An 18652-nucleotide genomic window follows, 5' to 3' on the forward strand; every position below is an offset into this window, starting at 1 on the left:
GATCGGTTACGCCGGTCGGTAGGGGCCGGTGAAGGTGTGGGTTCCCGCGCCGACCTCGGTCGGCGTGGTCCCGGCGTAGGGGAGGTCGATGTCGGCGACGGTGCCCGGGGGGATGGTGGCGGTGACGGTGAGGGTGCCTTCCTCCGTGGTCCAAGTGACGGAGGCCGGGCCGTAGGGGGTGTGGAGTTCGGCGGAGGCGTGGGTGAGGCCGCCGCCGGGGCGGGGGGCGATGCGCAGGCGGCGGTAGCCGGGGGCCGCGGGAGCGAGGCCGGCCACCGTACGGTGCAGGAAGTCGGCGACCGCGCCCAGCGCGTAGTGGTTGAAGGAGGTCATCTCGCCGGGGTTGACCGTTCCGTCGGGCAGGAGGCTGTCCCAGCGTTCCCAGATGGTGGTGGCGCCCATGGTGACGGGATACAGCCAGGAGGGGCATTCCCGCTGGGTGAGCAGGCGGTAGGCGGTGTCGTGGGCGCCGACGGCCGCCAGGGCGTCGCAGATGAGCGGGGTGCCGACGAAGCCGGTGGCGATCCGGAAGCCGTCCTGGGTGACCAGCTCGACCAGGCGGCGGCCCGCGCGTTCGCGCTGTTCGGGTTTGTCCAGGAGGTTCAGGTGCAGGGCGAGGGCGTAGGCGGTCTGGGTGTCGGCGGCCAGGCGCCCGGTGGGGGTGACGAACTCGCCGCGGAAGGCCTCGCGCACCGCGGCCGCCAGCGCCGCGTACCGGGTGGCGTCCTCTTCGTGGCCGAGCAGTCCGGCCGTGTCGGCCAGGATCTGCGTGCTCCAGGCGTGGTAGGCGGTGGCCACCAGGGCGTGGTCGGTGCGTGACTTGCCGGGTTCGTCGGCCGGCGCGGCGGGGTCGAGCCAGTCACCGAACTGGAAGCCCTCGTCCCACAGATGGCTGTTCCCGGCCAGCGCGGCGACCTGGTCCACCCAGGCCTTCATGCTGGGATATTGCGCCCGCAGGATGCCGAGGTCGCCGAAGCGTTGATAGAGCACCCAGGGCACGACCGCCGCGGCGTCGCCCCAGGCGGCGGCCGGTTCGGCGGGGAACAGCAGGTCGACCCAGGGCACGTAGTGCGGAACGGTGCCGAGGGCGGCCTGCTCGGCGGCCAGGTCGGCCAGCCAGGAGGTGAGCGTGCCGGCGCTGTCGTAGAGGAAGGACGCGGTCGGGGCGAAGACCTGGATGTCACCGGTCCAGCCGAGGCGCTCGTCGCGTTGCGGGCAGTCGGTCGGGATGTCGACGAAGTTGCCGCGCATGCTCCAGACCACGTTCTCGTGCAGCCGGTTGAGCAGCGGGTCGGAGCAGCTGAAGTGGCCGGTGCGCCGCATGTCGGTGTGGCAGACGACCGCCTGGACGCCGCTCTCCTCCAGCTCGCCGGGCCAGTCGATGATCTGGGCGTAGCGGAAGCCGTGGATGGTGAAGCGCGGCTCCCACTCCTCGGCGGTGTCGTCGCCGCGCAGGGTGTAGGTGTCCAGGGCGGCCGCGTCGCGCAGCGGCCGCAGCGACAGCGCGCCGTCTTCGAGGACCTCGGCGTGCCGCAGGGAGACGGTGTGACCGGCCGGTCCCTGGACCCGGATGCGCAGCCGTCCGGAGATGTTCTGGCCGAAGTCGAGGATGGTCTCCCCCGCCGGTCCGGTGAGCGTCTCCACCGGGCTGAGGGTCTCGGTCCGGCGCACCGGCGGCCCGGTGGGGGCCACCAGCAGGGTCGCGTCGTGGTCGAGCACGTCGGCCGGCAGCCAGGAGGCGTCGTCGAAGCCGGCCGACGACCAGCCGGCCGGGACCAGCCGGGCGTCGTAGGCCTCGCCGTCGTACAGGCTCGCGGAGGTGACCGGGCCGCTCGCGCAGCGCCAGTCGCCGTCGGTGACCACCCGGTCGGTCGTCCCGTCGGTGTAGGTGATCTCCAGCTGGGCGATGAGCGCGGTGCGGTCGCCGTACACGCCGGTTCTGCCGCCGTTGAAGCCGACCCGGCCGCGGTACCAGCCGTCGGCGAGCGTGGCGCCGACGGCGTTGCCGCCGCCTCTCAGCAGGGCGGTGACGTCGTGGGTGCGGTAGCGCAGCCGATGGGAGTAGCTGCTCCAGCCCGGCGCGAGGACCTCGTCGCCGACCGCCTCGCCGTTGATCTCGATCTCATACAGGCCGCGGGCGGTCACGTACAGGCGGGCGGCGGCGACCGGTCCGCGCACCGTGAAGTCGCGCCGCAGCAGGAGAGCGGGGCCGTCGGGGGCTCCGAGGAGTTCCCGCGGCGGCGCGGCGGCGCCGGCGTGCCAGTGGACCGGCTCCAGCAGGCCGGTCTCGGCCCACGACCACGGGCTCCAGTCACTGGCCGAGCCGTCGTGGCCGTGCACGCGCACGCGCACGCCGCGCCGCTGCCGGGAGCCCAGCTCCGTCCCCGGCCAGGGAACGAGGACGGACTCCTCGGACTCCACGACGCCGGTCGCGGTGAGCGTGGCGCCGCTCTCGTCACTGATCTCGATCTCGTACGCCCGCTGCGTCCAGCCGGGCAGGTCGTCGGTGACGACCGTCCAGGACAGGCGGGGAGCGGGCTCGCCGATGCCGACGGGCCGGCGGTGGTGTTCGAACCGGGGGGATTCGACGCGGGGGAAGGATGCGGTGGACACGGCGGGTGGTGCTCCTTGAGGTCAGCCCTTGATGGCGCCGGCGGTCATGCCGGACACGATCTTGCGGTTGAAGAAGACGAAGGCCAGCAGCGGCGGGATCGTGATCAGCACGATGTCCATGAACAGCAGGTTCCACTGCGTGCTGTACTGGCTCTGGAAGTTGTAGAGAGTGACCTGCACGGTGGCGTTGTCGTCGCCGGGCAGGAAGTACAGCGGGTTGACGAAGTCGTTGAAGATGGTCACCGAGGTCGTGAGGATCACGGTGATGGTGACCGGTCTCAGCAGCGGGAAGATGACCTTGAAGAACAGGGTGAGCCCGGTGCAGCCGTCGATCAGCGCGGCCTCGTCCAGTTCCCGGGGGATGGCCGCGATGAAGGCGCGAAAGAGCAGCACCGCGAACGACAGGCTGAAGGCCACCTCGACCAGGACGAGCCCGGGCAGCGTCTTGAACAGGCCGATCGCCTGCAGCAGCCAGATGGTCGGCACGATCGCGGGCGGGATGATCAGCCCGGACAGCACCAGGAAGTTCGCCAGCGCGCCCATCCGGCCGGCCCGGCGCTGCAGGACGAATCCGGCCATGGCGGCGCACACCACGATCAGCGCGACCGAGGCGACGGTCAACACGATGCTGTTCACATACGCCCGCAGCAGGACGTAGTCGCGCGCGGACACCACCGCGACGAAGTTCTCCACGATCGGCCAGTTCGCCGGCCAGGCGAAGTCCAGATCGGCGGCCTGGACCTGGTCCTTGACCGCGGTGAGCACCATGAACGAGAAGGGGACGAGGAAGATGACGCCGGCGACGAGCAGGGCGATGCCCTCCGCGCTGACCCTGCGCAGGGCCTTCATGCGGCCACCTGCCTTCTGCCGAGGAACCAGGTGAGCGGGAGGACGATGACGGTGACGGCGACGAAGAGGATGACGTTGCCGGCGGTGGACAGGCCGTAGAAGCCGGCCTGGTACTGCTTGTAGATGATCGAGGCGATGACGTCGCTGGTGAAGCCGGGGCCGCCGCGGGTCATCGTCCAGATCAGGTCGAACGAGCGCAGGCCGCCGATGAACGACAGGATGATCACCGAGTAGGTGGCGGGCCAGCTGAGCGGGAGCGTGACGTGCCGGAACCGGTGCCAGGCGTTGCCGCCGTCGACCGCGACGGCCTGGTAGTAGTCACGTGGGATGGACAGGATGCCGGCGATGTAGATGACGGTGGCCAGGCCCACGCCCTTCCACACGTCCACCAGCGCCACCGACAGCAGCGCCGTGCTCGCGTCCCCCAGCCAGTCGTGACCCGAGATGCCCACCAGCGCGAGCGTCCTGTCCACCAGTCCGGTGTCCGGCTTGAGCAGCACGCTGAAGGTGATGCCGACCGCGACCGTGCTGACCAGCACCGGGAAGAAGACGACCGAGCGCAGGAAACCGCGCAGGCGCAGCTTGGAGGTGAGCAGGGTGCCGAGCAGCAGCCCGAGCACCACCTTCAGGCCGCTGGTGACCACCGCGTAGATGAGCGTGTTGACGAACCCGACGCGCAGGTTCTGCTCGGCGAAGAAGTCACGGAAGTTGTCCAGCCCGACGAAGGTGCTGTCGAAGAGCGTCCAGCGGGTCAGCGAGAAGTAGAACGCCATCACCGTCGGGATCAGGAAGATCACGACGTAGACGATCCCCGCGGGCAGGTAGAACGCGTACGGGTAGGCCGCGGCGGACCTGCTCCGGGCGGAGCGGACGCGCCGGGGTCCGGCCCCGGGGCCGGACCCCGCGCCGCGGCGGGATCCGGTGTCCTTGGTGTCCGGCTCGGACCTGGTCACCATCCGGCGAGGCCCAACTGCTTGGCCTGCTTCTCCACATCCTGGTCGTACTGCTTGGCGCCGTCCGCGGCCGGGGTCAGCCCCGAGCCGACCGCGACGGTGATCTGCTCCAGGGCCGGGCCCTTGACCGGGGACAGGAACTCCAGCGCGGGCGCGGTGGCGTCGGCGTCGATGTAGGCCTGGAGGTCCTTGGCGATCTGCAGGGCGTCCTCGGGCAGTTTCGCCCCCTCGATCCGGTACGGCCCGGCCGGCGCGACGGCCGAGGTGATCGCCTCGGTCCCGGCGGGCGAGGCCACGAAGGCCAGGAACTTCTTCACCGCGTCGAGGTGCTCGGTCGTCTTTGACGCGTACACGGCTGCGGGCTCCCAGATGGTCGCGCCGTTCTTCGCCGGGTCGTCACCGGGGATGCCGAAGAAGCCGATGTCGGTCTTGATCTGCGGGTTGTCGGCCAGCAGCGGCGGAAGCACGAACGACAGGGTGGCGTACTGCGCGCCCTTGCCCGCGATCAGCATCTTCAGCCCCTCGTCCAGGGTGGCCGAGCCGAAGCCCTTGTTGAGATAGCCCTTGGCGTTGACGTCCGCCAGGTGCTGGAACCCGGCCGTGGCCGAGGGCGTGGTGGCGAACTTGACCTTGTTGGCGGTGTAGTCCTGGGCGAAGGTCGGCGCGGCGGCCTGGACGTTGAAGTAGTCGCCGAGCACGAACAGCTGCGAGGTCCAGGTGTCCTTGAAGGTGGAGATCACCGGGGTGATCCCGGCCGCCTTGATCTTCTCGTTGTTCGCCATGAAGTCGGCCCAGCTCTTGGGCACCTGCAGGCCGAGATCGGCGTAGACCTTCCGGTTGTACAGGATGCCGCCGCCCGCGGCGGTGCCGACCGGCACGCCGTAGACCTTGCCGCCCTGCGTCACCACGGGCAGGAAGGACTTCTGCACGTCCTTCAGCACCGGATCACCGGTCAGGTCGACCATGGTCTGCGCCGGGTTGAGCGCCTGCAGCAGCGAGCCGGAGTTGTACCAGAACACGTCGCTCATGTCGCCGGTCGACAGTCGCGTCTTCACGATGTTGTCGCCTTCACCGCCCGGCGGGCGGGTCTCGGTCTCGACCTTGATGGTGGGGTTGGCCTTCTGGAAGGCGTCCGCGACGGCCTTGGCCTGAGCCACGGTGATCTCGGTGTTGTCCACCAGGAAGGAGAGGGTGACCGCGCCGCCGTCGGCGGCGGGCTTGTCGCCCGAGCCACAGGCGGTCAGTGCGGCGAGCGCGAGCACTGCGACGGCCGCGCCCAGCGTGCGATGAGAGGTCTTCATAAGCCACTCCGAGGTCAGCTTGAATCGTTTTAAGAGCCCCCGACTGCCGGTTAACGTAGTGTTACGGGAAGGGCCCGTCAAGGTTGAATATGGGGAACGATCCTCAACCGTAACCAGGCGCTGTCACAGTAATTCGTTCGTTTTTGCTGCTATCGCTGCTGAAAAGTGGGTAACGTTACCCACTCCCGTCCCAGCTCGCGGCGGGCGGCTCGTACACTCGGCTACGAATCTCGTTCCCACGGAGAGGCGGCACATGGCCACGCGCGATCGACGGCGCCGGGTGACGATCGCCGATGTGGCGCGTCACGCCCAGGTCTCCACCACCGCCGTCTCCAAGGTGCTGCGCAACGCCTACGGCGTCAGCCCGGCCATGCGGGACCGGGTGAAGCTGTCCATCGACGAGCTCGACTACCGGCCGCACGCCGGCGCGCGCGCGATGCGCGGCCGCACCTTCACCGTCGGCGTGCTGCTCCCCCACATCAGGAACCCGTTCTTCCCCGAGATCCTCGACGGCGTCACGGAGCAGCTCGCCGGCGCCGACTACCAGGTCATCATCGTCCAGGGCGACGAGCTGAAGGCCGAGACGAGGGCGATCGACGCCCTGGTCGACCGGCAGGTGGACGGCATCCTCATGGTCGCCCCGCTCGCGTCGAAGACGCGGCTGGAGCAGGTGGCCGAGGACGTGCCGACCGTTGTGCTCGGCCGCCACGAAAGATCGGCGGTCTACGACTCGGTGTTCGACGACGACGAGGCCGGGGCGGAGCTCGTCGTCGAGCATCTGATCGCGCTGGGGCACCGCCGGATCGCGCACATCGCGCAGAAGAACGCCAGCCGCGGCCGTCCCGCCGCGCTGCTCCACACGATCAGGGCGGCGACCTACGAGCGCGTGATGCGCGAGCACGGGCTCGCCGACGAGATCGCCATCGCGATGACCTCCTACACCGAGGAGGGCGGCCACCAGGGTGCGCGCGAGCTGCTGGCCCGGTCGCCGCGCCCGACGGCGATCTTCGCCGGCGCCGACCTGGCCGCCTTCGGCGCGCTCGCCGCCATCCACGAGGCCGGTCTGGCCGTCCCGACCGACATATCCGTCGCCGGGTACGACAACACCCGGCTGGCCGCCCTGGCCAACATGGCGCTGACGAGCGTCGACCAGGACGGCGCGGTCATGGGCAAGACGGCGGGACGGCTCCTGCTGGAGCGGATCGAGGGCCGGACCGCCTCGGTGCGCTTCTCCGTCAACCCGACGCTCATCCCCCGCCGGTCAACCGGCCCGTTCCTCCCGGAGATCACCCCCTAGCCAGGCGGATCAGCCGGGCGGGTCGGTGATGCGGTAGCCCACGCCGGGTGTGGTGGTGATGATCGAGGGGTCGCCGAGTTTGCGGCGCAGGCGGCCGATGGTGACGGTGACGGTGTTGGTGAACGGGTCGGCGTGTTCGTCCCAGACCTGTTCGAGCAGGTTCTCGGCGCTGAGGAAGGCGGGGCCGGCGCGCAGGAGGGCTTCGAGGAGGGCGAACTCCTTGACCGACAGGTCGAGGTGACGGCCGTCGCGGGTGGCGGTGCGGCGCAGGGGGTCGAGTTCGATGCCCGCCGCGCGCAGGGTGCGGGCGCGGGCGAAGGGCTGGCGGCGGGCCAGGGAGCGGATGCGCACGACCAGTTCGGGGAAGTGGAAGGGCTTGGCGAGGTAGTCGTCGGCTCCCAGGGTCAGGCCGCTGACCCGGTCGCCGGGCGAGCCGGCCGCGGTCAGCATCAGGACCATGACGCGGTCATCGCGTTCGGTGATCATCTGGCAGAGGGTGTCGCCGTGGATCCCCGGCAGGTCGCGGTCGAGGACGACCACGTCGTAGGCGTTGAGGTCGAGTTTGGCCGCGGCCTCCAGGCCGTCGTGCGCCACGTCCACGGCCATGCCCTGGTCGCGGAGACCCTCGGCGAGGATGGCGGCGAGGGAGCGCGCGTCCTCGACCACCAGCACCCTCACGCCGGGACACCTGCCCGTGTGTCCGCCAGAGGCGCGTCCGCCAGGGGCAGGGAGACGGCCACCCGGAGACCGCCTTCGGGCCGGGCACGGAGATCCAGGTCGCCGCCGTGGGCCGTGGCGACGGCGGCGACGATCGACAGCCCGAGCCCGGAGCCGCCGTCGGAGCCGGTGCGGTCCGCGCCCAGCCGCTGGAACGGCTGGGCCAGCCGCGCGAGCTGCTCCCGGTCGAGAACTCGCCCGCCCGTCTCCACGACGAGCCGCGCCGTCGCGCCGTCGGCCGTGGCGGCGACCCGGATCCAGCCGCCGTCGTGGTTGTGGGTGATCGCGTTGTCGATCACGTTGTCGACCATGCGGGACAGGAGCGTCCGACTCCCCCGCGTCCAGGCGCCGTCCCGGACGTCACCGTCGTGGACGGTCAGGCTCCTGTCCGCGATGTCGGCGGCCCGGCCGTCCAGGGCCGCGGACACCACGCGGCCGAGCGAGATCGTCGCACGGTCGGACAGGGCTCCGTGCTGGGTGCGGGCGAGCAGGAGGAAGCCTTCCAGCAGCCGGTCGACCTGGTCGAGCTCGGTGCGGATCCTGTCGGCGAGCGCGACCGTCTGCGCCGGTACGGGCTCCGGCTTGGCGACGGCCACGTCCAGCGACGCCCGAATGGTCGCCAGCGGGGTGCGCAGCTCGTGGGAGGCGTTGGCGACGAACCGGCGCTGCGCGGAGAAGGAGACCTCCAGGCGTTCCAGCAGCCCGTCGATGGTGTCGGCGAGGTCCTTCACCTCGTCGGCGGGACCCGGCACGGCCAGCCGCTCGTGCAGGTTGTCGGCGGAGATCCGCCGCGTGGCCGAGGTGATCGTCCGCAACGGGCGCAGCACCCGGCCCGCGACGACCCGGCCCAGCACGACCGAGACCACGGCCATGACGGCGAGCGCGACCGCCGAACCGATCAGGAGCTGGCGCGACTGGGCCGTATGCGTCTCCGAGAGCTGAGCCTGGAGTCGGCCGACGAGCTCCTGGGAGGCCGCGAGCGTGAGCTGCTGGGGCTGGGGATTCTCCCCGGGCACCGTGACCCTCGACGATCCGAGGGCCACGAGGTTGGTGAGGGCCAGCAGCCCGATGCCGGACAGGAGGAACAGGACACCGTACAGGGCGGTGAAGCGCAGCCGTACGGTGCGGCCCGGCAGCGCCGGGCGTCGCAGATTCCTCATCGGTCCTCTCCCGCTTCCGTGCCGGCCTCCAGGATGCCGCCCCGGACCTAACAACGGCATGACGGCCTCCGTTCGGCCCACGTTATGGCCGTATCCGTACAACCGAGGACATGCAAGCAACCATCGACGTCAACGGCCTGCGCAAACGCTTCGGGCCGACCGTGGCACTGGACGGCATGTCCTTTTCGGTGAAGCCGGGGCAGGTCACCGGCTTTGTCGGCCCCAACGGCGCGGGAAAGTCCACCACGATGCGGGTGATCCTCGGCCTGGACGCGGTCGAGGAGGGCAGCGCGCTGATCGGCGGGCGGCCCTACCGGAGCCTGCGCCACCCGCTGCGCCACGTCGGGGCGCTGCTGGACGCCGCCGCGCTGCAGCCGAGCCGCTCCGCCCGCAACCACCTGCTCTGGCTCGCCCATTCCCAGGGGCTGACCGCCGGACGGGTCGATGAGGTGATCGACCAGGCCGGCCTGCGGCAGGCGGCCCGGCGGAAGGCGGGCGGTTTCTCCCTGGGCATGCGGCAGCGGCTGGGGATCGCCGCCGCGCTGCTCGGCGACCCGCCCGTGATCATTTTGGACGAGCCCTTCAACGGTCTGGACCCCGACGGCATCGTGTGGATGCGCGAGTTGCTGGCCGAGCTGGCCGGGCAGGGCCGCGCCGTGCTGGTGTCCAGCCATCTGATGAGCGAACTGCAGGACGTCGCCGCCCACGTGGTGGTGGTCGGCCGCGGCAGGGTCATCGCCGACATCGGCGTGGCGGAGCTGCTGGCCGCGGTGTCCGGCGATCGGGTGACGCTGCGCACCACGGCCCGGCAGGAGGCGGCGGGGGTGCTGGAGCGCGCGGGGGCCGCTGTGGCCGCGGGGTCCGGCGGCCGGGACGCGCTGACGGTGTCCGGGCTGACGGCCGAGGGCGTCGTGACGCTCCTCAGCCGGAACGCGGTGCCGTTCTCCGAGGTGGCGGCCCACCGCGCGACGCTTGAGGAGGCCTACATGGAGCTCACCCGGGACGCGGTCGAATTCCGCGCCGCCGCCGCCGGACAGGAGGCGGCACGATGACCGCCCCGTACCGCCCACGCCCGAGGGCCGGACGCGACGGCTTCGCCCACCTGCTGCACGCCGAGTGGACCAAGTTTCGTACGGTCCGCGGCTGGGTGATCACCACGGTGGTCGCGGCGCTGGTCATCGTGGTGCTCGGGCTGCTCGCCGCGGCGGGCAGCCACGCTTCGTGCAGCGAAGGCCCGGTCGAGGTCGCCTGCCCCGCCGTTCCGGTGGGGCCGGGCGGCGAAGCGGTGGAGGACCAGTTCTATTTCGCGCACCGGTCGCTGACCGGGAACGGCGACATCACCGCCCGCCTGACCTCCATGACCGGCATCATCACCTATCCCCCGCCCGACCACGACAAGATCGTCCCCGGCCTCGTGCCGTGGGCGAAGGCCGGGGTCATCGTCAAGGACGGCACCCGGCAGGGGTCGGCCTACGCGGCGATGATGGTCACCGGCAGCCACGGCGTGCGGATGCAGCACAACTTCACCGAAGACACGGCCGGCCGCCCGGGCGGCGTCTCGGCGGCGTCCCCGCGCTGGCTGCGGCTGACCCGTTCGGATGACACGCTCACCGGTTACGAGTCGGCCGACGGCACGCGGTGGACCAAGGTCGGCACCGCTCACCTGGCCGGGCTGCCGGCCACGGTCCAGATCGGGCTCTTCGTCGCCTCCCCGGGCGACCTGACGGTGAAGCAGGCCGATCTCGGCGGGAGCATCGAGCAGATGCGCTTCACCCAGGCCACCGCCGTCTTCGACAACGTCGGCCTGCGGGGCGACGCGCCCGGCGACGCGTGGGGCCACGACGCCGTGGGAGTCACCGGAACGACCGACTGGGAGCGCTACCACCGTCCGAACGGGGTGCTGGAGTCCGGCGGCACGTTCACCGTGACCGGGACCGGCGACCTCGCGCCGCGGATGGACGGCCAGACCGTCGAGCGCACCCTCACCGGCGCGCTCACCGGGCTGATCCTGGTGATCGTGGTGGCGGTGATGTCCGTCACCGGCGAGTACCGGCGGGGAATGATCCGCACCACCCTGCTCGCCGGTCCACGGCGCGGCCGGATGCTGGCGGCCAAGGCCCTCGTGATCGGCGTGGTCACCTTCGTCGCCGCACTGGCCGCGACCACCGTCACGGTCACGGCCGGCAAGGGGATCCTGCGTTCCAACGGCAACTACATCCTCCCGGTGAGCTCGCTCACCGAACTGCGCGTCGTCGTCGGCGTCGCGGCGCTGTTCGGCGTCGCCGCCGTCCTCGCCCTCGCCCTCGGCGCCGTGTTCCGGCGCGGCGTCGCCGCCATCGTCACCGCCATCGTGGTGATCGTCGTCCCCTCCATCCTCGCGACCGTCTCCGTCCTGCCCGAGAGCGCGACGCGGTGGCTGCTGCGGCTCACCCCTGCCGCCGGCTTCGCGATCCAGCAGAGCGTTCCGGAGTATCCCCAGGTGACCGGCCACTACGTGCCCCAGGCGGGCTACTACCCTCTGGCGCCGTGGGCCGGCCTCGCCGTGCTCTGCGCCTACGCCGCGCTCGCCCTCACCCTCGCCGTCGTCCTGCTGCGCCGGAGGGACGCATGAGACAACAACTGCACGCGGAGTGGACAAAACTGCGCACCGTGGCAGGCACCGGCTGGCTGCTGCTCGGGACCGTCCTGCTGACCCTCGCCGTGAGCGCCGCGGCAGCCGCCGCCGTGTCCTGCCCCCCGGCGGGCTGCGACTACGACACCGCCCGGATCAGCCTCTTCGGGGTCCAGCTGGGCCAGGCGATCGTCGCCATCCTGGCCGTGCTGACGATCAGCGGCGAGTACGGCACCGGCATGATCCGCACCACCCTGGCCGCGATGCCGCGACGGACCACCGTCTTGGCCGCCAAGGCGGTCGTTCTCACCGGCCTGACCCTCGCCGCGGGCACCCTCGCCGCGGGCGCGTCCGTGCTGGCCGGGCGGCTCATCCTGCCCGGGAACGGCTTCATCCCCGCCCACGGCCGGCCGCTCCTGTCCCTGGCCGACGGGCCGACGCTGCGCGCGGCCGCCGGCTCGGTCCTCTATCTGGCGCTGATCGCCCTGCTCAGCCTCGGCATCGCCGCCGCCGTACGGGACTCCGCGGTGGCCGTCGGGAGCGTGCTCGGCCTGCTCTATCTCTTCCCGGTCGTCATCCTCATGGTCTCCGATCAGGACTGGCAGCGGCTCCTGTGGCGGATCTCGCCGATGAACGCCGGGCTCACCATCCAGGCGACCACGCATCTCTCCGGTCTGCCCCTCAGCCCGTGGGCGGGCCTCGGCGTGCTCGCCGTCTGGGCCGCCGCGGCGCTCCTGGGCGGCGGGCTGCTGCTACGGCTGCGCGACGCGTGAGCGGCGCCTCCCCGGCCTGACAGGGCGGGCCGGGGAGGGCGCCGCCTCCGGTTACCCCCTGCGACGTTTTAGCTATGTTTGAGTTAATTCCTCAGCTTTTGAGGCATTTAGACCTTAGCGAACGCGGGCAATCGGAGGCAGGCGATGGCATCCACGGCTGCGGCCACCCGGGACTGGACGCGGCGGCGAACCGCGAAACGGGAACGGCTGGAGGCGGTGCGGCCCTTCGCCTCGGGACGGGTGCTGGATGCCGGGCGGATGCGCGACGCGCTGCAGGCGTTGCTCCGTCCGGGCGACCGGGTGGCCCTGGAGGGGGACAACCAGAAACAGGCGGATTTCCTCGCCGAGGCCCTGGCCGGATGTGATCCGAAGGTGGTGCACGATCTGCATCTGCTGATCTCCTCGATCAGCCTGCGTGAGCATCTGGACGTCTTCGAGCGCGGCGTGGCCCGCCGTCTCGATTTCGCCTACGCCGGCCCGCAGAGCGTGCGCGTGGCGCAGTTGCTCGCCGATGACAAGATCGAGGTCGGGGCGATTCACACCTACGTCGAGCTGTACGCGCGGATGTTCGTCGACCTCACCCCGGACGTCGCCCTGCTCTGCGCCGAACAGGCCGATCACGAGGGCAACCTGTACACCGGGCCCAACACCGAGGACACCCCGACCATCGCCGAGGCGGCGGCGTTCCGCGACGGTGTGGTGCTGGCCCAGGTCAACGAACTGGTGGACAGGGTCCCCCGGGTGGACATCCCCGGCGACTGGGTGGACCTGGTCGTGGAGAGTCCCCGGCCGTTCGTGCTGGAGCCGCTGTTCACCCGGGATCCCCGCCAGATCGGCCAGGTGGAGATCCTGATGGCCATGCTGGCGCTGCGCGGGATCTACGAGCGGCACGGGGTGACCACCCTGAACCACGGAATCGGCTTCGACACCGCGGCGATCGAGCTCATCCTGCCCACCTACGGCGAGGAACTGGGCCTGCGCGGGAAGATCTGCAGGCACTGGACGCTCAACCCGCATCCGACGCTCATTCCCGCCATCGAGAGCGGCTGGGTCGAGTCGGTGCACTGCTTCGGCGGAGAACCCGGCACGGAACGCTATGTCGCCGCCCGCCCGGATGTCTTCTTCATCGGCGGCGACGGATCGCTCCGGTCGAACCGAGTGCTGTGCCAGCTCGCGGGCCAGTACGCCGTGGACATGTTCATCGGGTCATCGCTGCAGATCGACGCCGACGCGAACTCCTCGACGGTCACCGAGGGCCGGCTGTCCGGTTTCGGCGGAGCACCCAACATGGGACACGATCCGCACGGCCGCAGGCACGCCTCCCCCGCCTGGCTGAGCCTGCTGGGCGGCGAGGCGCCCGCGCTGCGCGGGCGCAAGCTCGTCGTGCAGATCACGCAGACCTTCCGCTCCGGCGGCACCCCGGCGTTCGTCGAGTCGCTGGACGCGATCCAGGTGGGCAAGGACGCCGGCATGCCCATCCCGCCGATCATGATCTACGGCGACGACGTCAGCCACGTGGTGACCGAAGAGGGGGTGGCCTACCTCTACAGGGCCGGCAGCCTGGCCGATCGGCGTGAAGCGGTGGCCGCGATCGCGGGCGCCACCCCGGTCGGCCGCGACATGGACGAGCGGCGCGTGGAAGAGCTGCGCCGCGACGGTCTGGTCGCCCTGCCCGAGGACCTCAAGGTCGACGTCCGCAGGGCGGACCGCTCCCTGCTGGCGGCCCGCAGCATCGAAGATCTCATCGCCTGGTCCGGAGGCCTGTATGACCCGCCCGCCCAGTTCCGGACCTGGTGATCCGCAGATGACCGTCATCGGTGACGGGCCGCCGGCAGAGGCACCGACGTCGAACATCGGTGGCAGACGGTCGGCAGGGACGGGAACGCCGAACCTCGGTGGCAGACGGTCGGCGGGAACGGGAACGCCGAACCTCGGTGGCCGACCGCCGCCGGGGGCGTCGAGGCCGTCCGCGGCTCTGCTCGCCGGCATGGCCGTCCGAGCGCTCCGCCAGGAGGCATACCTGAGCCCCAAGCCCGGTCTGGCCGACCGCCGTGGACGCGGCGCGCACGACGACATGGACCTGCCGCTCCTGCTGGCCTCCGCCGAGGCGCTGCGCCCCACGTTCCGGTCCGTCGCCGAGGCGGCGGAGCGAACGGCCGCCGGGGTCGGACTCCGGGAGGAGCTGGGCCGGCTCGGCCGCGTGGGCGAGGTGACCATGCTGCGGATCACCCGGGGGGTGAACACGCACCGCGGGGCGCTGTGGGTGCTCGGGCTGCTGATCGCCGCCGTCGGCGGCGCCGCCGACGAGCGGGAGGCCGCCCGCCACGCGGCCGGGCTGGCCGTCCTTCCCGACCGGCGCCTCCCGTCGGGGGCGGTCTCCCATGGCGAGCGGGCCCGGCGGCGATACGGGGTGCGCGGTGCTCGCGGCGAGGCCGAGGCCGCCTTTCCCCACGTCATCGAGGTCGCCCTGCCGCGACTGCGCCGGTCCAGGGCGGCCGGGCTCACCGAGGAGACGTCCCGGCTGGACGCGTTGCTGGAGGTGATGAGCCTTCTGGACGACACCTGCGTCCTGCACCGTGGCGGCCTTGAGGGCCTGCGCGTCGTACGGCTCGGCGCCGAGCGTGTCCTGGCCGAGGGGGGCGCGGGTACGGACTCCGGCCATGCCGCCCTCATCGAGCTGGACGAGCGGCTCACCGCACGGCGGCTGTCGCCGGGCGGGAGCGCCGACCTGCTGGCCGCCGCGCTCTTCCTCGACACGGTGCCGTGGCCGGGGCACGTCGCCCGGGCCGAACGGGAGGTGCTCGCGTGCAGACGCTGAACTACGAGTTCCCCACCGGCAGCCCGTCCGGACGGCGGGCACACGTCGGGGTGGTCGGCTCGGGGGACCTGGAGATCCTGATGACCCCGGAGCCGACCGGCGTCGCCCGGGTGCGCGTGCGCACCAGCGTCGACGGGTTCGACACGGTGTGGCGAACCGTGCTGGAGCGGTTCTTCGCCCGCCACGGTGTCGCCGGGAGCTTCGAGCTCAACGACTTCGGAGCGACGCCCGGAGTGGTCACCCTGCGCCTGCGGCAGGCCGTTGAGGAGGGCAGGGCATGACGTCCACGGCGATTCCGGAAGGCACGGACTGGACCGCGCTGCTCGCCCGAACCAGCTTCATAGAGCTGAGCGCCCGGGCGCGCGCCGCCGCGCTGCTCGACGACGGCACCGCTCGCGAGCTGTGCGGTCCCTTCGACCGGATCGAGTCGCCCTGGCTGGAACCCCAGGGCGTCGTCCCGCAGTCGGACGACGGTGTCGCCGTGGTCAGGGGAGAGCTCGGCGGGCGACCCGCGGTCGTGATCGCCATCGAACAGGCCTTCCAGGGCGGCGGCATCGGTGAGGTCTCCGGCGTGAAGATCGCTGCCGCGCTGTCCCTGGCCGCCCGGGACAACCGCCACGGCATCCCGACCGTCGCGGTCCTGCTGCTGGAGACCGGGGGCGTACGCCTGCAGGAGGCCAATCTGGGCCTGGCCACGGTCGCGGAGGTGTGTTCCGCGCTGCTGGAGTTGCGCGCCTTCCAGCCCGTCGTCGGCGTCATCGCCGGGGCGCTGGGCTGTTTCGGCGGCATGAGCATCGCCGCCGGACTGTGTACCAGGCTGATCATGACCAGAGAGAGCCGTCTCGGGCTCGACGGTCCCCAAGTGATCGAGTCCGAGGCCGGCATCGCCGAGTTCGACGCCTCCGACCACACGCTGATCTGGTCCGTCGACGGCGGCACGCAGCGCACCGGGACCGCTCTGGCCGACGCGCTCGTCCTCGACGACGTCACCGCCGTACGATCCGCCGTGATCGACGCCCTCGGACACGGAGTGCCCGGCAGGCACCGCTCCCAGCGGATCGGCGAGCTGCGGGCCCTCCTCGAGGCCGTCGACCCGGCCGACCCGCCGGAGCCCGCCGATCTCGCGGCCGTCTGGGCGAACGCCGTACCACCGAGGGGAGACCGGCCATGAGCCGCGGCCTGAACTGGACCCGAGCGCTCGCCGACGGCGACGTGTCCGCCGTGAGCCCGTCCGTGATCACGGCGGACGCCACGCTGGGCGACGACACCGCCCGCCTGGTCGCCGTCGTACCGGACCCGAAGAGCCCCTACCACCGGGCCCGCAGGGGCGAGGTCGGCCTCCGGGAGGGGCTCTCACTCGCCGAGGCGGTGACCGAGGCCGTCACCGAGGACGCGCACCTGCCCGATGACCGCCGCCGCCCGATCATCGCCGTCGTCGACGTCCCCAGCCAGGCCTACGGGCGCGTCGAGGAACTGCTCGGCATCCACCACGCCCTGGCCGTCGCCGTGGACGCCTACGTCTCCGCCCGCACCGCCGGACACCCCGTGATCACCCTCATCGTCGGAACGGCGCTGTCCGGCGGCTTCCTGGCGCACGGTGCGCAGGCCAACCAGATCCTGGCACTCGACGACCCCGGCGTGATGATCCACGCCATGCACAGGGAGGCCGCGGCGAAGGTGACCCTCCGGACCGTCGACCAGCTCGACGAGCTGGCACGGCGCATCCCCCCGCTGTCCTACGACGTCACCGACTGGGCGAAGCTCGGCCTGTGCGACGAGCTCCTGGACGTCGAGAACGCCGGCGACCCGACCGGCGGGGACGTCCGGAAGGCGAAGGACGCGCTCACCGCCGCCGTCGGACGGGCCCGAAGCGGCCCCCGCGACCTGGGCAACCGCCTCACCTCACCCGGCGCCCGGCAGACCAGGACCGCCTCCCGCCGCATCCGCGAGGCACTCGCCGCCCAATGGGGGTGATATCGGTGATGCCGGCGACCGCGCACCCGCACGATCTGCTGAGGCTCACCGGGGCCACCGGGGCCACCGCGCTCGACGGCACGCTCCCGGACTGGGCCGCCGCGTCGCTCGCCGCCTGTCCCTGGGGCGTCGTACGGCGGGCGCCGCACCCGCCCGGGTTCATCCCGGTCGGCGTGCGCGGGCCCGAGCGATGGCAGCGCCACGCCGTCCTCGTTCCCGCCGGCGTGGTCACCCGTTCCGTGTCACCCGAGGAGTTGAGAAAGCGGCGACCTCGCCTCTCCCCGCTCACCGCCGCCCTCTCCGCCGTAGCCCTCCGGCTCGCCGCCGAGCTGGAAGGCGACGTGGCCTGGGGGCCGGTCGGCAGCGTCGGCTTCGAACTGGCCACCGGAGCGCCGGTCACCCATCCCGGAAGTGATCTGGACCTGCTGATACGGACACCGCGCGGGCTGGAGCGGACCCGCGCCGCGCGGCTGGCAGCCGCCTTCGCCGCTCTCCCCATCGCCGTCGACTGCCAGCTGGAGACCCCCTCCGGCGGGGTCGCCCTCGCCGAATGGGCCCGCCCCGACGGTCCCGTCATGGCCCGCACCGACCACGGTCCGCGGCTGGTGAACGACCCGTGGGCTCCCGCATGAGCGTCGCCTTCCTGTATCCCGGCCAGGGCACCCAGCGACCCGGGATGCTCCATGGCCTGCCCGGCCATCCGGCCGTCACCGCGACCCTCGCCGAGGCCGAGCGGATCCTGCCCGGCTCGTCCCGGCAGGACACCGCGGAGGCCTTGAGATCCACCGTCACCACGCAGGTCGCACTCTGCATCGCCGGAGTCGCCGCGACCCGCGCCCTCGCCGACGAGGGCGCCGCTCCCGACGCCGTGGCCGGGCACTCCAGCGGAACATTCCCCGCCGCCGTCACCGCCGGGACCCTGACCTTCGCCGAAGCCCTCACGGCCGTGCGTCACCGCGGCGAGCTGATGCGCGACGCCTACCCCTCCGGGTACGGCATGGCCGCCGTTCTCGGGCTGACCGTGCCCCAGGTCCGGCGCGTGGTCGCATCGATCACCACCGACGACGACCCGGCCTACGTGGCCGTCATCGACACCGACCAGCAGGTTGTGATCGCCGGCAGCACCCGCGCCCTGGAACGCCTCACCGCGCCGGCCGCCCGGGCCGGCGCCCGGCGCGTACAGCGCCTGCACATCGGCGTCCCCTCGCACTGCCCGCTGCTCGACCAGGTCGCCGACGCCATGGCGGACCACCTCGCAAAGATCCCTCAACGCCCCCTCGCCGTCCCCTACCTCGGTGACGCCACGGGGCGCCTCCTCCACGACAGCGGCGCCGTCCTCGACGACCTTGCCCGCGGCATCGCCACCACGGTGCGATGGCGCGACGCCATCGCCCTGCTCGGCGAGCTCGGCACGACCGTGTTCATCCAGACGCCCCCCGGACACGTCCTGGCCCGGATCGCCCAAGCCGCCCACCCTCGCGCCCGCGTCGTCACCCTCGCCGAGACGGGCATCGCCGACGCGGCGCTGCTCGCCCGCCGCGCCCACCGTCGTACCGAGCCGTACCGAGCGAAAAGCTGGAGATGAG

The 18652-nt window shown here is 71.9% G+C and carries 17 protein-coding genes; 11 read left to right on the forward strand and 6 right to left on the reverse strand.

The annotated features are described in order from the left end of the window. Nucleotides 1-6: 6 nt before the first annotated feature. The 4 genes from DKM19_RS24940 to DKM19_RS24955 are packed head-to-tail and all read right to left on the reverse strand — an operon-like array spanning nucleotide 7 to nucleotide 5716. Nucleotides 7-2613 carry an alpha-L-rhamnosidase gene (locus tag DKM19_RS24940; RefSeq protein ID WP_110698838.1) on the reverse strand — a complete coding sequence of 869 codons (2607 nt, stop codon included), beginning with the start codon at nucleotides 2611-2613 and terminating at the stop codon, nucleotides 7-9. A 21-nt stretch (nucleotides 2614-2634) separates the two neighbouring features. Continuing rightward, a complete protein-coding gene (locus DKM19_RS24945; protein ID WP_110698839.1) occupies nucleotides 2635-3462 on the reverse strand; it encodes a carbohydrate ABC transporter permease in 828 nt (275 codons plus the stop codon). Then, entirely contained in the window at nucleotides 3459-4418 is a 960-nt protein-coding gene (locus DKM19_RS24950) for a carbohydrate ABC transporter permease (protein WP_110698840.1), read from the reverse strand. The genes DKM19_RS24945 and DKM19_RS24950 overlap by 4 nt, the downstream gene beginning before the upstream one ends. After that, complete coding sequence (locus DKM19_RS24955) at nucleotides 4412-5716, reverse strand: ABC transporter substrate-binding protein (protein ID WP_110698841.1); 1305 nt, start codon at nucleotides 5714-5716, stop codon at nucleotides 4412-4414. The genes DKM19_RS24950 and DKM19_RS24955 overlap by 7 nt, the downstream gene beginning before the upstream one ends. 253 nt (nucleotides 5717-5969) lie before the next feature. Between DKM19_RS24955 and DKM19_RS24960 the strand changes: the two genes are divergently transcribed. Next, on the forward strand, nucleotides 5970-7013 hold the full coding sequence (locus tag DKM19_RS24960; protein WP_110698842.1) for a LacI family DNA-binding transcriptional regulator: 1044 nt from the start codon (nucleotides 5970-5972) through the stop codon (nucleotides 7011-7013). Between the two features lie 9 nt (nucleotides 7014-7022). Here DKM19_RS24960 and DKM19_RS24965 read toward each other — a convergent pair whose 3' ends face one another. Both DKM19_RS24965 and DKM19_RS24970 read right to left on the reverse strand, forming a co-directional pair. Further along, a complete protein-coding gene (locus DKM19_RS24965; RefSeq protein WP_204358999.1) occupies nucleotides 7023-7691 on the reverse strand; it encodes a response regulator transcription factor in 669 nt (222 codons plus the stop codon). Then, nucleotides 7688-8890, reverse strand: coding sequence for a HAMP domain-containing sensor histidine kinase (locus tag DKM19_RS24970; RefSeq protein WP_110698843.1), 1203 nt, complete (start codon nucleotides 8888-8890; stop codon nucleotides 7688-7690). The genes DKM19_RS24965 and DKM19_RS24970 overlap by 4 nt, the downstream gene beginning before the upstream one ends. A 110-nt stretch (nucleotides 8891-9000) precedes the next feature. Here DKM19_RS24970 and DKM19_RS24975 point away from each other — a divergent pair, with 110 nt between their 5' ends. From DKM19_RS24975 to DKM19_RS25020, 10 genes are all read left to right on the forward strand, one after another. After that, the gene (locus DKM19_RS24975; RefSeq protein WP_110698844.1) at nucleotides 9001-9942 is read left to right on the forward strand and encodes an ATP-binding cassette domain-containing protein; all 942 of its coding nucleotides are present in this window, start codon (nucleotides 9001-9003) and stop codon (nucleotides 9940-9942) included. Next, complete coding sequence (locus DKM19_RS24980) at nucleotides 9939-11501, forward strand: ABC transporter permease subunit (protein WP_110698845.1); 1563 nt, start codon at nucleotides 9939-9941, stop codon at nucleotides 11499-11501. The genes DKM19_RS24975 and DKM19_RS24980 overlap by 4 nt, the downstream gene beginning before the upstream one ends. Beyond that, entirely contained in the window at nucleotides 11498-12274 is a 777-nt protein-coding gene (locus tag DKM19_RS24985; RefSeq protein ID WP_110698846.1) for an ABC transporter permease subunit, read from the forward strand. Before DKM19_RS24980 ends, DKM19_RS24985 begins: the two co-directional genes overlap by 4 nt. A 144-nt stretch (nucleotides 12275-12418) precedes the next feature. Beyond that, nucleotides 12419-14071, forward strand: a complete 1653-nt coding sequence (gene mdcA, locus DKM19_RS24990) for a malonate decarboxylase subunit alpha (RefSeq protein WP_110698847.1) — start codon at nucleotides 12419-12421, stop codon at nucleotides 14069-14071. A 7-nt stretch (nucleotides 14072-14078) separates the two neighbouring features. Continuing rightward, nucleotides 14079-15092: a triphosphoribosyl-dephospho-CoA synthase gene (locus DKM19_RS24995; protein WP_110698848.1), complete on the forward strand. Its 1014-nt coding sequence runs from the start codon at nucleotides 14079-14081 to the stop codon at nucleotides 15090-15092. Next, complete coding sequence (locus DKM19_RS25000) at nucleotides 15080-15373, forward strand: malonate decarboxylase subunit delta (RefSeq protein WP_110698849.1); 294 nt, start codon at nucleotides 15080-15082, stop codon at nucleotides 15371-15373. Before DKM19_RS24995 ends, DKM19_RS25000 begins: the two co-directional genes overlap by 13 nt. Continuing rightward, nucleotides 15370-16263, forward strand: a complete 894-nt coding sequence (locus DKM19_RS25005) for a biotin-independent malonate decarboxylase subunit beta (protein WP_110698850.1) — start codon at nucleotides 15370-15372, stop codon at nucleotides 16261-16263. The genes DKM19_RS25000 and DKM19_RS25005 overlap by 4 nt, the downstream gene beginning before the upstream one ends. Beyond that, nucleotides 16260-17066, forward strand: a complete 807-nt coding sequence (gene mdcE, locus DKM19_RS25010; protein WP_110698851.1) for a biotin-independent malonate decarboxylase subunit gamma — start codon at nucleotides 16260-16262, stop codon at nucleotides 17064-17066. The genes DKM19_RS25005 and mdcE overlap by 4 nt, the downstream gene beginning before the upstream one ends. Before the next feature lie 8 nt (nucleotides 17067-17074). Beyond that, nucleotides 17075-17698: a malonate decarboxylase holo-ACP synthase gene (locus tag DKM19_RS25015; protein ID WP_162641723.1), complete on the forward strand. Its 624-nt coding sequence runs from the start codon at nucleotides 17075-17077 to the stop codon at nucleotides 17696-17698. Beyond that, nucleotides 17695-18651 carry an ACP S-malonyltransferase gene (locus DKM19_RS25020; RefSeq protein WP_162641725.1) on the forward strand — a complete coding sequence of 319 codons (957 nt, stop codon included), beginning with the start codon at nucleotides 17695-17697 and terminating at the stop codon, nucleotides 18649-18651. The genes DKM19_RS25015 and DKM19_RS25020 overlap by 4 nt, the downstream gene beginning before the upstream one ends. Nucleotide 18652: the final 1 nt, after the last annotated feature.

It is taken from the genome of Streptosporangium sp. 'caverna', from assembly GCF_003203775.1.
Taxonomy (GTDB): Bacteria; Actinomycetota; Actinomycetes; order Streptosporangiales; family Streptosporangiaceae; genus Streptosporangium; species Streptosporangium subroseum.